This window comes from Streptomyces coffeae (assembly GCF_016741875.1).
GTDB classification, from domain to species: Bacteria; Actinomycetota; Actinomycetes; order Streptomycetales; family Streptomycetaceae; genus Streptomyces; species Streptomyces coffeae.
Genome location: NZ_JAERRF010000009.1, coordinates 29,512 through 43,197, shown reverse-complemented (window position 1 = coordinate 43,197; position 13,686 = coordinate 29,512). Strand labels below are relative to the sequence as shown.

Annotated in this window: 7 protein-coding genes and 2 pseudogenes; 6 read left to right on the top strand and 3 right to left on the bottom strand. The window is 67.8% G+C overall.

All coding sequences use genetic code 11. The annotated features are described in order from the left end of the window. Positions 1 to 29: 29 nt before the first annotated feature. Positions 30 to 9,425 (bottom strand): Tc toxin subunit A-related protein, encoded by a 9,396-nt coding sequence (locus JK363_RS17020; RefSeq protein ID WP_201875760.1) that lies wholly within the window; start codon positions 9,423 to 9,425, stop codon positions 30 to 32. 620 nt (positions 9,426 to 10,045) lie between these two features. Between JK363_RS17020 and JK363_RS43825 the strand changes: the two genes are divergently transcribed. From JK363_RS43825 to JK363_RS43820, 3 genes and pseudogenes are all read left to right on the top strand, one after another. After that, positions 10,046 to 10,180: a hypothetical protein gene (locus tag JK363_RS43825; protein ID WP_268981059.1), complete on the top strand. Its 135-nt coding sequence runs from the start codon at positions 10,046 to 10,048 to the stop codon at positions 10,178 to 10,180. 18 nt (positions 10,181 to 10,198) lie between these two features. Beyond that, positions 10,199 to 10,541: pseudogene (locus JK363_RS17015) on the top strand (transposase); the annotation flags it as partial. Positions 10,542 to 10,734: 193 nt separating this feature from the next. Beyond that, positions 10,735 to 10,869 carry a hypothetical protein gene (locus JK363_RS43820; RefSeq protein ID WP_268981051.1) on the top strand — a complete coding sequence of 45 codons (135 nt, stop codon included), beginning with the start codon at positions 10,735 to 10,737 and terminating at the stop codon, positions 10,867 to 10,869. A 30-nt stretch (positions 10,870 to 10,899) separates the two neighbouring features. On the opposite strand, the gene JK363_RS17010 is transcribed toward JK363_RS43820, so the two are convergent. Then, complete coding sequence (locus tag JK363_RS17010) at positions 10,900 to 11,133, bottom strand: hypothetical protein (protein ID WP_201875759.1); 234 nt, start codon at positions 11,131 to 11,133, stop codon at positions 10,900 to 10,902. Between the two features lie 255 nt (positions 11,134 to 11,388). On the opposite strand from JK363_RS17010, the gene JK363_RS42465 reads away from it, so the two are divergent. After that, complete coding sequence (locus tag JK363_RS42465; RefSeq protein ID WP_236075865.1) at positions 11,389 to 11,631, top strand: hypothetical protein; 243 nt, start codon at positions 11,389 to 11,391, stop codon at positions 11,629 to 11,631. 90 nt (positions 11,632 to 11,721) lie between these two features. Continuing rightward, positions 11,722 to 11,829: pseudogene (locus JK363_RS17000) on the top strand (IS5/IS1182 family transposase); the annotation flags it as partial. A gap of 147 nt (positions 11,830 to 11,976) precedes the next feature. On the opposite strand, the gene JK363_RS16990 reads toward JK363_RS17000, so the two are convergent. Beyond that, the gene (locus JK363_RS16990) at positions 11,977 to 12,528 is read right to left on the bottom strand and encodes a CGNR zinc finger domain-containing protein (RefSeq protein ID WP_307821775.1); all 552 of its coding nucleotides are present in this window, start codon (positions 12,526 to 12,528) and stop codon (positions 11,977 to 11,979) included. A 134-nt stretch (positions 12,529 to 12,662) separates the two neighbouring features. Between JK363_RS16990 and JK363_RS16985 the strand changes: the two genes are divergently transcribed. After that, positions 12,663 to 13,355 (top strand): haloacid dehalogenase type II, encoded by a 693-nt coding sequence (locus JK363_RS16985; protein WP_201875758.1) that lies wholly within the window; start codon positions 12,663 to 12,665, stop codon positions 13,353 to 13,355. The last annotated feature ends 331 nt before the right edge of the window (positions 13,356 to 13,686 follow it).

Genomic DNA, 13,686 nt, shown 5'->3' with positions numbered 1-13,686 from the left:
AGACACACCTAGGTAACCCGGAATCATGATCAGTCCACCGTGTAGTTCAGGATGAGGAAGAGTTCGTCCACGGCGTCCGCAGGCAGCGAATGGAAGTCCGGGGTGCCGGCCTTGCGGATCTTCACCGTCCAGCCGGTCATCGCCACCTCGTTGCCCGTGAGGTTCTTCGCGGCGCGGTGCATGCCCCGGTACGTCGGGTCCGGGGCCAGTGTGAGGAGATCCGCGGATCCGGAGCCGAGCGGTGTCAGCAGCACCTCGTACGTCGAGTTGTCCTTCATCCGCGCGGCGACCTCGACCGCCCGCACCTTCTTGGTGGCGAAGACACGCGTGAACGACGGTAGCCGGTCCGTGAGATCACCCAGTGCCAGTGCCTGGTCCGGCGGCGCGCCATCATCCGGGTCGGCGGGGTGCAGAAACCGGTAGAAGGCATCCGGGAACTCCCGCTTGAGATCCAGCACTCGGTACAGGCCTGTGCGTCTGCCGGCCAGGGCCATCGAGGACAGGGTCTTGTCGATGTCCTTGAGCGCTTCGGTGCGGAGCAGGCCGCCGCCCTCCCGCGCGGTGTACTGGAGGTGGATCACCACGTCCGAGACGGTGTCGGGGTCGAACTGAGGGACCTCGGAGTTCAGCCTGAGGTGCCAGGAACTGATCGCGCCCGCCCCCTCGAAGGGCAGATACCGCTGATCGCCGAAGCTCAGCTCGAACGTCCCGCTGTCGTTCACGGCGGAACTGGTCGCGATGGACTGGACCGTCGTCACCCCGTCGCGGAACCGGATGTCCCCCGCGGGGTTCCTGGGGTACTTACCGCCGAGCAGGGTGGCGTCCTTGCGCAGGCTGTTGGCGGTCAGGGTGAGGGTGCAGGCCACCGTTCCGTACGGTCCGACCACGCAGGGGATGGACAGTGACACCGCCCTGAGCCGGCGGAAGTAGTGGCCGGGGTGGTCGAGGTCGAAGATGGCCTCGGGGATGTCCACGAAGCACTCGCCGTTGGTCTTGAGCTGGAGCAGCGCGACCGGATCCAGCTGGGCCAGCGAAACGTGCTTGGTGAGCTCGTACTCGCGCTTGTTCAGCTCCAGGTAGGCGGCGTCGAGTCGCCGCAGATCGTGGCCGAGCCGTTCACCGGCCAGCAGACCCTTCCGTAGGCTGTCCCAGTAGCCGTGGCGCACATAGTTCGAGTCGGACAGCCCCAGTTCGTAGCGGAAGCTCCGCTCCGCCCGCTTCGCCAGGTCGAAGGCGAGCTGGTAGCTCTGGAAGTACACGGCGGACAGCTGGCCGACCATCCAGTCGTACAGCTCGGTGTTGGTGAACTTGGAGCGCTGGAACTCTTCCTCGGTCGCCGCGTGGGCCCGCTGCCTGTCGTGGTGGCGCAGTTCCTGTTCGGCGATCCGGTGCCGGATCTCCGCGGCCAGGATCTGCTTGTCGATCTGCGGGAGTTCCGTCGCGGCCATCACCGCCTGGTGCTGCCACTCCTCGGCGCGCCGGGCGTGGGACGCCAGCACGCTCGCCACCCCGGCGCCCTTGTCGGCCGCGGTGGCGAGCGACCGCAGCACCGAGACCGCCATCTCCGCCGCGTTTCCGATGTGCTGGCCGCCGATCGCCGCCGACACGGTGGGGGAGCCGCCGAAGCCGGCGGCGCCAGCCAGGAAGGTCGGAATCAGCTTCAGGCCACCGGACAGGATGTAGCCGATAGCGACCGCCGACTCCAGGCCGAGGGAGACGCCGGACAGGGCCAGCGCGGTGTTCTCACCGGTGTTCAGTCCCTCGTCCAGCAGTCGCTGGTGATAGGCCCGCCGGAGCTCTACGACGTCGCGGCTGCGGCGGTTGGCTTCCCATGTCGCCCGTGCCTCGTCGACCTGGCTGCCGCGGACGTCCCGCGCCAGGTCGAGCAGAGCGATCTCGTGGCTGGTCCGCAGCGCGGCGAGGGCTTCGGTGTCACGCTTCTCCAGGGCGGCGAGCATGGCCGCGCCGAGAGTGGTCACCGCGGTGCAGACCTCCTGTGCGCGCTGGAGCATCACCGAGAACCGGTACGGCGGCATGGGCGTACTGATGTCGCTGAGCACCGCACCGATGTCCAGACCGGCTGCCGCGGCTTTGACCAGCAGGGAGGGGTCGATCGGCGGTTCGAACAGCGGCAACTGACGCACGATGCCCGCGAGGTTCATGCAATTTCTGATCTTGAACAGCCGGTCCTCGACTGTGTCCCAGAGCGCCAGCAGCTTGTCGTTGGTCGGGATGCCGAAGTACAGCACCTCCAGCCGCGGCAGGTCGAGGGTGTCCGGCATCTGAAAGGACGGGCCCGACACGGTGGGCAGCAGGTTCTCCACCTGACGCAGCACATTGCCGAAGTCGTCGATTCCGGCGGCCTGTAGCTGGTAGAACGTCCGGGCCGGGTTCGGCAGCCGGCGCGGCACGCTCCTGGGTCGCGGGCCGAGCAGTGTCGCGGCCATCACATACAGCTGCGTGGCCTCGTTGTTGGATTCGATGGTGTCCTGACCGAACAATTGGTCGCCCCAGGCAATCAGTGTCTGGATGTATTTGATCAGCACGTTCTTCTGGTAGGCGACCCAGCGCTTCCTGGCGATCAGGTGTGGGTTGAACGGGTGATTGCGCCACTCGGCGACCTGGGCCTCGTGCTTGGCGGATCCCTCGGCAATGACCCGCGTGATGTATTCGATCTTCTGTTCGCGGTAGCCGTCCGTGGTCGTCTCGTAGAACGGCTTGGTGACCCAGTACTTCTGCTGTGGCGTCCGCGGATCCGGGTGCGGGCTCGCGATGCCGGTCGGGTCGAAGATGTAGTGGTACCACTCCAGCGCTTCCTCGAACCGTTGGTTCGCGCTGAGCTTCCCCGCGATGAACATCGGCACGTGGAAGAACAGCTCCCAGTTGTACGGTGCGTATGCCCCCTCGTAGTCAAAGTCCACGACCTCCGTCGGCCGGGGTTCCGCCACCGTGGAGTCCGGCTCGTAGGTGGCGAAGTCGAACGGTTGCGGGCGGCCGGGGGTGCTTGCCGGGTCGACCTGGATGCGCCGGTTCAGCAGCCCCCGCAAGCCCCAGGTGTTCAGCTCCTTGATGAACAGCTCCACGAACGGGTGGTAGTGCGGGTAGAACCGGAACGTTGAGATGGACCAGTACCAGTTCAGGAAGAAGTCCGCCCACTGGACGTGGTGGTCGTAGTCCACGAAATAGGTCCGCGAGGGGTCCCAGGTGAAGAACGATCCGGTATTCGCGAATCCGGCGGCCTGCGAGTCGATCACCGTCCAGGTCTGATGTGGAACGATGTTGCGCCGCAGCCGGATGGATTCCGCGTTCGAATGCGCGCCAAAGGAGACTGCGGCGGCGAAGAAGGAAGGCTGGCTGACCTCGATGAGGGAAGAATAGTAGAAGTACTGGGACGAGGTGAGATGCCGGATCAGATTGCTGTGCAACTGACTCTCCGGCGGCGAGATGAGGTACTCGAAGTGCCCGAGCTGCCCCGGCGTGATCTGCTGACCCAACTTCTCGAAACTGCCCCTGACTTCCGGCGCGAACTTGTGGGGCTCTGATTCCGTGAAGAGATGAGTGCGGATCTGCGGAGTCATCCTGGTCCGGAAATTGATGCTTGCCGCCAGCTCTTCAGGAGTCCGGAAAGCCGACACCCGATGCGGAGTGTCCGACAGCACCCTCGGTGTCCACTTCCCCTGCTTGAGCTCACTCCAGTACAACTGGACATCCCAGTACCGCCGCGGTGACTCCGTCAGGAAGTTGGAGTTCGGCTTCGGAGTCCACACCTGGGTCGGCTCCTGGGCCTTGCCCAGCACCTGCGGCCAGAACATGTGGAGACGGCGATTGTGCATGCCCAGCATCAGGTGGTCGGCCTGGATCTCCAGCCCGACCGGGTGCCACGGGGTCCAGCGCGCCCGGTTGATCCGGGTCCGGTAGAAGTACTCGGCACCCTTGCTGCTGCGGGTGCGCCCCACCACATGCAGCACCGACTCCTCGCCGACCCGCTCGTCGAACATCGCGCGGATCTCCAGGTTGGCTACCTTGTCGAGCTTCTCGAGGTAGCCGCGGTACGCCTGCTCCACGGTCTCCGCGGTCACGTCGTTCTGCTGCAGTTCACGCTCGAGGTCGAGGAAGAAGGGCGACTTCTCGTCGCGCAGCTCGGGCTCGATCCAGTTCTCCGGGTAGAGGAAGACCTTGCGGTTGGCTTCCCATACCCGGTAGCGGCGCATCCACTGCCATTGCTTCCACTGCGGGTCCGCGACCGTGCCCGCCACGATGTCGTGCTCGAGGTCGAGCAGCACCCGCTGCACGAACAGCTGGGCGGTGCAGGTGGCCTGCTTCAGGCGGGACGTCAGCGCACAGGCGCTCATCTCGACGTCGATCAGGAAATGGCCGTACAGTCCGTTCACATCGGTCCAGCCGTGGCCCGCGCTCGCATCCGGATGCGCCACCAGCCAGTCCACCAGCACATCGCGACGCCGTTCGCGCAACGCGTCCTGCACCGGCTGGTTGGCCTCCAGCCACTGGGGCAGGTCGTACCGTGCTTTGAGTGCCTGCTTGATCTCATCGGCGACGGTGGTACCGGGTCTCGGGGTCGCCCAGCCGACGGCCCGCGCCGCCTCGACACCGAGTCGCGGCAGTGACGCCATGCAGGACGCGACCCGGCGCAGGTTCTCCGCCTTCGCCAGCCGGCCCTTGACCCGGTCCACGCCCGTCGCCAGCCATCCGAACGCGGTAACCAGCGCGGTGATGTCCGCGGCCCGCCATGCGGTGAGCTTGGCCAGCGCGGTGATGGTGGCGGACGAGGGCCGCGTGGGATCGAGCACCTCGTCGGCGAAGTCCAGCGCGGACAGATCCGAGGCGGGCAGCTGAGACTTCCAGTCGAAGAACCACTGCATCGCCGACCAGCGGCCGATCTCGACGGCGGTGCCCGGGCCGACGCCGAGCGCGCCGGCCCGGATCCAGCCGAGGCCGTTGGCGTTGCCGCCGGCCAGCCACCAGCTCACCTCCGCCGGACGCATGCTCAGCTTGCCGATGAGGGTCGCGACCTTGTGCAGGAGTCGCAGCGCCGCGTACACGAGCGGGAAATTGGCTTCGTCCAGCGGGAACCGGTAGCTGCCGTCCGGCATCGTTTCGAGCAGCTTCGGGTCGTTGATCATACGGCGCAGATCCGCGGTGGAGCCCGCCGGATGGAGTGCGGACAGTGCGGTCGCCGCGGACGGCTCGTCGATCCCGAACAGCGCTGCCACCTGTTGGTCGACGTGGAGATCCTTCTGGGTGCGGATCAGGAACGCCTGCAGGCGCGGCATGACGAAGGCGAAACGCGCGTCGATCCGCGCCTGCCGCTGAGCCGGCGTCTCACCGGCCGGCAGCTCCGCGAGTGCCGCGTGCGCCGCGGACAGATCGCTGAACACCTCCTTGAAGTAGCGGTCGATGAGGGCGTTGCGCTCGGTGGCGGTGCCGGTCCAGCTGCCGTCGACCAGGGCGAGCGCTGTGATCAGATCGGCGTCCGCCGCGAGCGTGGGCACCAGCCCCAGCTTGGCGGTGACGTAGTCGGCGTCGGTCTCGTCGTTCTGCCGGCTCAGCCGGTCGGCGATCTCGGCGAGGCCGCCCCGGAGCTGCCGCAGGAACGCCAGGACGGTACGGTCCTCCAACGCGACGCCGGAGTTCACCGTGAAGCGGTGGGTGAGCAGGTAGTCGAGCTCGGCGACGGAGAACGCCGACGACAGCACCTGGTCGACCAGCTCGGCGAACTCCTCGGTGCGGCCGGGCGACGCGAAGGGATCGGAACCCCAGATCGCCACCAGCCGGATGAACTCGCGGACGGTGAGGTCCAGCCCGCGGGCGAGCGCGGTGATCCGGTGCAGGGTGGCCAGTACCGTCGCGTTCAGCGGGGAGTTCCGGTCCAGAGACCGGTCGGCGAGGATCAGATCGAGGTCGGTCTCACCGACGCGCAACCCGGCGAGCAGACCGGGAACCCGCTGGCCGATCGTGCCGCCGAGCTCCGTTGACTGCGCCGGGAAGGCGCCGGTGGAGTCCACCAGCCGGTTGCGGAACAGTCGCTGGTAGACGGTCTGGACCGGAAGGCCTTCGCCCACCGCGCGGTCGACATAACCATGGTCGTCGAAACCGGCGTACACCGTGACCAGCGTCGGCCAGTCCAGCCCGGTGCGCTCCCCCAGCCGGCGCAGCGAGGCGATCCGGCGCAGTGCGCCGTCGTCGAGCTGCCGTCCGGTGAGAAAGAGGTCGAGCTCCCACATCGGGATCCCGAGCCGTCGCCAGAGTCGCACGAAGCGGTGGATCCGGCCGAGAGCCGCAGCGGTCAGGCCACTGATGGTGTAGGCCGAAGTGTCGCACTCGGCGGCATGCCCGTTGTCCTGGCCGCGAATGCTGATGACGGCGTCCGGATCGACCCAGCGCATCTCCAGCAATTGCACCAGCTCCCGGTACGACAGCTTCGTGCGGTGCATCATCACGGGGACCTTGCCGAGCACCTCGATCCAGGTGCCGGTCACCTGCTGCTCCGGGTCCGTCGGCATGTCCGGGTGCGGAAGGGAGTTGCCCGTCTCGGCGAGACCCCAGAACTCCCAGGGCTGCCGACCGGTGAGGGTGTCGGTCAGGACCTGCCGCTCGGTGTCACCGATGTCCAGCAGGGCACAGTCGACCTGCGCGTCGCTCGGCGTCCTGGTGGAGCCGTCGGATGAGGACTGCTGGAACAGCGCGAACAGCCGCTGTTGCGGCACCCCGAGCTGGTCGAGGTACCCGCGGCTCTGCTCGCCGGCGAGGTCGAACGGCAGACTGAAGGGAAAGACCTCACCGGCGAGCTTGGTGTAGGCGGCGTGGTTGAGGTGCTCCGGGTTGGCGCGCACCTCGGCGGCGGAGCCGGTTGTCTGACGGGTCGCCCGCAGCCCGAGAGCGGACTCGTGGTGGAACACGGCGTAGGAGTGGGCGCTGTCGCGGATCACCCACCGGCCATTGACGTCCGGGGCGTACACCTGGGCGTCGTCCGCCATCGGGACACCCTTCGCCCTGAGTTCGGCGAGTACCTCCGGGGCGATCGGTCCTTCGAGCAGCATCGGCTCGATGCCGACGTCGAGGAGCACCACCGCGGAAGGCGCGACGATGTCTTCCAGAACCTCGTTGACCAGATCGATGTACGGGACAGCGGTGTTGGTGTTCTCACAGCTCAGCTCGGTGTCACCGAGGTCGGGCCGCCGTTCGAGCAGCACCTGCCGGACGCTCTTTCCCCGGTGGACGGTGGTGCCCTGGGTACCGCGGTCACCCAGGAAGCGCAGGACGTCCACGAAATGCGCGGCCGGGCTGTAGACCGAGCGGCAGTCGGCGCAGTGGCAGTGGTCGAGCGATCCGAACAGGGTCTGCAGGCTCGGCAGCTCCCTGGCGGCCCGCAGGCTCGGCAGCGGTTCGGCGTCCGGGTCCGGCAGGGCCGCCGGCACCGCCCCGTTCAGCGCGCGGTTGTAGTCGGCGAAGATGGTCAGTGCGAGGGCGTAGGCGTTCTCCGCCTTGCGGTAGATCCGCTGTGCCTCGTCGGGACTGATCGGTGACCCGCCGAGCAGACTGAGGAACTGCCCCTCGCCCATGAAGTAGATCTGCTGGGCGGAGTCGATCCCCCGGGTCAGCAGGGCGTTCGCGGCGGTGAACGTCGGCTGCAGCTTGAACACGCGCTGTACGGACTCGAGTTCCGCGCGGAGCTCCGCGTCGACCAGGACCGTCGGGGGGTTCCCCGCGGAATCCCCGTCTTCGTAGCCCCGTCGCTGCCGCTCGGCCAGGTAGTGGTCGATCCGGAAGCTGTCGAGCTGGAAGTCCGGGTGAGCGTCGAGGAACTCGGCGACGTTCCTGCTCAGCTGCGGTGCCGGTCGCGGCGAGTCCGGAGAGAGGATCTTCGCCGCCAGGGAGGCGGTCGGAAATGCCTGCTCGAACTTCTGGTCAAGGATGGCGGCGTAGGCCTTCTTCCGCTCCTCCGGGGTGGCACCGTCGATGTCATCCGGTACGCCGACCAGCGAGCCGCCCGGCCCCTGCATCTCGAACACGCCGAACCACTGCTGCCTGGAGAACTGCGCCAGAGCACGCTGCGTCAGGGGGCCACTGACGATTTTGTCCGTCAACACCGCGACCAGCGGCACGTGGTTGCGGGTCAGCGACGCCAGCTCGACCGCGGTCTGCACCTTCTTGACGGTCGCCGCCTGGATCGACGTATCAGCGGCCAGCCGCTTCCACAGGTCGGCCAGCAAGCCGGTGTGGTCCGACATCACGGCCAGAATCTTCTGCTTCTCACCGTCCGGCACCCGGAGCACATTGAGCAGCTCGCCGACCGTGCCCTTCCCGCCTCCCACGTTGATGGCGCCGGTGAACCGCAGCTTGATCTGTGCGAGCACGGCCAGCAGCTTATCGATGTCCGCCCTCAGACCGGCCGGGACCAGGTGGTCGTCAACGGCCTTGACCAGCAGCGCCCGCTGGCGATGGGGCGGCATCGTGGACAGCGTCCGCAGCAGTCCGTCCGCCAGCAGCAGGAACCGGTCGGGGTGCGGAAGAGCGGCGAGCAGGGACTCGGGGACGATCGACGGTTCGCCCTGACGGAGGAAGGCGAACAGCGCCTCCGGCGGCAGCGACGTCCCGTACTGGCGGGTCCGGTCGGCCAGCCGCCAGGACATCATCCAGATGCTGATCTCCAGTGCGGTGTAGCCGGTCTCGCCCACCAGGAACGAGAGGTCCTGGTGCTGGCCGCTCTCCGTCAGATCGATCGGGTTCAACCCGTCCAGCAGCGGGTTGAGGACGCCCGTCTGCACCTCCCACTCGGAGGGCCCGGCGTAGACCGCGCCTTCGAGCGCCAGGTCGACCGTGTAATCGGGTGGCGCGTTGTAGTGCACCGGAGATCGGAGCAACACCACGCCCGCCTTCACCACGGTGAGCACCAGGTCCGCCGAGTCCTTCTCGGCCCGGGCGAACTGGGCAGTGCTGTAGGTGATCTCATAGACTCCGTTGCCGTCGACCGCCTTTTGGCCCAGTGACTGCTCTTGGCGGAGGTCCCGGTCGAAGGCCTGGACCACGACGCCGCTCAACGGCCCGCCGAACTGATCCCGTACGACGCCGCTCACCTTTCGGGCGTTCTGCTGCGGCGGCTGGTGGGTCGTCTTCAGGTCGACCAGCGTCTGTGGCACCTGCTTGGGGTGTGGCTTGCTCTGGCCCACCTCCACCCCCTCGACCAGCACCTTGATGATCAGTCTGGCGACGTGGGTGTGCGGGTCCTGGGCATCCTCCTCCACCGGGATCCGATAGCGGCCGGTGGTGTCGGTGTGGGCCTCCCCGAGTGGCCTGGCCTGGTGAGCCTGCCCCGGTCCGGAGGCGCGGACCAGCGCATCGGGGAGCGGACTGCCGGTGTTGTCGGTGATCGTGCCGGTGATCAGATACGACCGCGCTGCTGGCATGACGCCGCTCCTGGGGGTAGATACCGCCTGTGCGGAACACGGTGGGGGGAAGGGACGTGCCAAGGTCCGACCCGTTTCCCCGGTGGCGGCACCGATCGCCGCGCCCCGGAGGTACCGACGTCAGGGACCGGGAGGAAGCCGCGCGGACCGGGCCGCCTCCGGGCCCGGCTGACGACGCGGTATCCCACCCTGGGCATGGCCGTGCGGCACGGGAGGAACGGGGGCGGGCACAGCGCCGTCCCCCGACGTCCGAGTCGTCAGGGGGCACCTCGCGTCATCGCACTGCCCGGCCATACCGTCCTCTGCGTGCTCCGCGCCCCGGCCCGGGGCCTCGTACCCCCTTGATCGATTGTCGGTCGGTGCCGGGGAACCCCGCAATCGGAGCTGCCCCCGCGGGGTGAAGGCGTCGGCAGGGCGAACACGGCCATGCCGTGGCACGGACGGTGCCACGGCGTCAGGCGGTGAGGGCCTTGCCGGCCTCGGAGGCACCGGACGCGCCGACCCTCACCCCGACCGCAGCATCAAACCGATGCCCAGCACCTCAGCCCGGCCGCGACGAGGAACCAGACGGCAACGAGAAGCGAGATCCCGCCGACGTCCCAGGGACAGACCTCGGGACCGTGATTCTCGACGAGATCCTGCCGCACAGAGACGGCTGCAGCCACGAGATCGCCTGCTGGGACGGCACACTCACCATCGTCTGCCGTGACCTCCAGGCGACCTGGACCGAGACCGACTGCTCAAGCGAGCCGTAGGCGCTACAGCCTGGGGGAATCGTTGAACGGCTGGTGCCGGACGAGCTGTGGGAACTGTTCCAGCGGGTCGTACCCGAGGCACCCTCGCGACCTCAGGGCGGTGGCCGACGCCGCCATGGTGACCGGGAAGTACTCGCCGCGATCTTGATCGGGATGCACCTGGCAGCAACTGCCGTCTGCGTCGTTCGGACCATCAGGGGCGACGGCCCACCGGCGTTTCTCTGAGTGGAGGAAGGCCAGAGTGGGGGCCAAGCTCTACCGCCTGGTTCTCGACGAACTCGGCTCTCGCGGGGAGCTGGACTGGTCCCGGTGCGCGATCGACTCGGTGAACACACGGGCCCTGAAAAAGTGCCTCTATGGGCTTCCTCAAGCTGTAGCGGGGGGCGGAGGGGCCTTGTTGATCGCGGGGTTGGAGGACGTCGCCCGGGACGTCGCGCTCGCCCAGCAGGACACGGCGCCCGTGGCGCCGACCGTGGACGCGAGCGAGATGCACGGCCCCGCCCACCGAGTGGATCGCATCTACACCGCCAGCTTGCTCTGCCGCGCTGGTGTCGGTGGAGGTCGAAGCCCGCGTGGCCGAGGACCCCCTCCACCTGATACGTGTGTTCAACCTGTCCGCGACCACCGCCATCAAGTATCTCCAGACCGCGTACCCCGAGCGTTTGATCACCGACCCCACTCAGGCGTGAACCCCGCGTGGTTATGCCCGGCAGGGCTCGTCAGCGCGGCCATGCTTTCGGCGGCGCCGACCGCGTCCACGTGCCGTCTGCCAGGGCGCCCAGGACGCGACGCTTGACCTCGGCGCGCTGAGGGCCGTTGGCAAACGAACTTGGCAGAAAGCCGTCGTTCTCCTCGTGAGGGCGCAGCTCAGCACGGATGAAGGCGTACTCGGACGGGTGTCTTTCGATGAGAAGCTGGCTGGCCTTGGCTTTGGCTTCGGCGGTGGCTCTCACGTGGGGGCTTTCGCGCTCCCGTTCGCGCAGCGCCTGGGTGAGTTGGCGGAGGTACCGCTTGTACTCCAGGCCCTCTGCTGGATGGCTGCGAGGAAGCGCCGGGCGTTGAGCACCGCGATCGCCTGCTCGGGGGGGAAGGGCGTAGAAGCCGGGCGGGAGCGTTCCCAACCCGTGAGGTGATTCTGCGCGTGCCCGTTCCGCGGTCATGTACCCAAGCTCTCTCAGGGCGTTCTCCCAGCGCCCCAGCAGCAGGGGGTGGCGCAGCGCCGTGTTGCGTTCTTCTTGATGCTTGGCGTCGTCGGCGGCAGCGTGTCTGACAAATACATCGTCGGCGGCGAGCAGTTCGTGGCCGTCGTCCTTGTGTGGTTGCTGTTCTGGACGTCTGTGGTTGCCGCCGCGCGCACGGTGAGCGGCACGCCTCGATTCCGTCGCGGGATGAGCCGGATGGCGGGAGCCGTACTGGTCGCCCTGGGCGTTCGAACCGCAACGGCGCGGTAGGCCCGCGCCCGTTGGCTGTCCTGTAGCTGCCAGCCACTGGTGTCATGATCTTGATGTGGCTGGTGTGCTCACGCGTCGGAGCCGTCTTGGATAGCCCCTTTCACCGGGCTGAGCCCGCGCTGCTTCGGAAAGTTGGTGAGCGCACTGCGCCGCGAGGGCGCGGACGAACGGCGGCGCACGGTCGACTTCGACGCTCCGAAGCACGGTGGCAACGCACGCCAGGCGCAGCCGCTGCCCTTGTCACCGTGCAGCTTGGCCGGTCGACCACGCCAAGGGCCGAGGCGGCAGCGAATCGGCGGGATGCCACGCATCAGAGCCAGCCGAGAAAGGACCAGTCCAGCACGGTCAGCTTGGGCCATTGCTCCTGCCACCGCGCCAGGTGGTTCCCTCGGACCCGCGGCCCTCGGCTGTGGTCGAAGCTCGCCTGCGAGCTCGGTAAGCCGCGGCCTTGACACGGTTGCCGCACTCATCCATCCCGCACCAGGTGCGCCGGGCGCCGCGCGAGCGGTCGAGATAGATGCGAGTGCAGCCGGTGCGGCCGCACTCCCTGAGATGGGCGCGGGGATCGGCGAGCACGGTGATACCGCTTCTGGCTATGTGAGAGAGGACCGCACGCAGGTCTCCCGATATACGCAGCCCTGCGTCGCTGAGCTTGATCGTGGGCACTGGCCCGGCGGCGGTGTCGTTGACGGTTCTGAGGCTGCCCGCATCGAAGGGGCGGGCGAGTACGCGATCGAGAGCAAGTTGGTAGATGGCTTCTCGCAGGGACAGCGCGGACTCGAAGGTTGCGAAGTCGGCGGTAACACGGTCGGGGAGGTCGTCGCATGCGGCCACCCACCGCTCGAGGTCTGCGGGCGCGGCCAGGAGGTCGACGGGCTCGTCTCGACGAGACCCCACGGTGCCGGCCAGATCGAGGGCTGGGTTGCCACTCACGAACGCGAAATCCACGTCACCATCTTGACCGGTGACGAGGCTGGAGGCAAGATCGTCACCTGTTGAGCCGGTGACGCGGAGCACGAACAGGAGAACTCATGGCCGGGATCTGCGACATCGAGGTCGTCGTCTTCGACGTCCTTGGAACACTGGTCGACGAACCCCGCGGGCTTCGAGCGGCAATTCGCGACGCGGTGCCCGCGGCCGACGATGCGTCTGTCGACGAGCTGCTCACCGTGTGGCAGCAGCATGTCGAGCTCGAGCAGCAACGCATCGGGCAAGGGCACCGCGCGTACGTCAACACCGAGATCATCGACGGAGAGGCTGCGGGGCGGGTGGCCGACCACGCCGGACTCGGCGATCCGGCAACCATCGCCCGGCTGGCCACAGCGGGGCAGCGCCTGCCCCCCTGGGGCGACTCCGTCGCCGGTCTCGCGCGGCTCGCCCAGCAGTTCCCCGTGCTTGGGCTCTCCAACGCCAGCCGCACTGCTCTGCCGCGGCTCAACGCCCAGGCCGGGCTGCGCTGGCACCAAGCCGTGTCCGCCGAAGCCGTCCGGGCCTACAAGCCGGCGCCGGAGGTCTACCAGCTCGCCATCGAAATTGCCGGATGTCTCCCAGAACGTGTGCTCATGGTGGCCGCTCACGCCTGGGACCTCCGCGGAGCTCAGTCGAGAGGCATGCGCACCGCCTACGTCCAGCGACCGGTCGGGGACCCGCCGACGAGCTCCGATGTCTTCGACGCACGGTTCAACGGACTGGACGAACTCGTCACCACGCTGATGGACAGGTAGCCAGGCCATCCGCACTCCGCCGCGCCGACAACGCGTCTCGGATCGAACCCGGCTCACGCCGACGGATGACGGCGGTCCCGGCGCAACGCTGGGATTCTCGGCATCCGGGCCCCTGCGGGTCCTAGCTCCGCCACCCGTGAGGGATCTACGCAGCCACGCATCCTGCCGTCACGTACCACCCGAGGCAGATCTGACTCGCAGTCCGCGTCAGCACCTCCGTCGACACGTCGTTGCGGGACAGCCCCGCACGCAGGGACTCAAGTTGTTGGTCGAGAGGGCGTCGGCTGATCACCAGCCGTGCCTACACAACTCGGCCAGGGACACACCGATC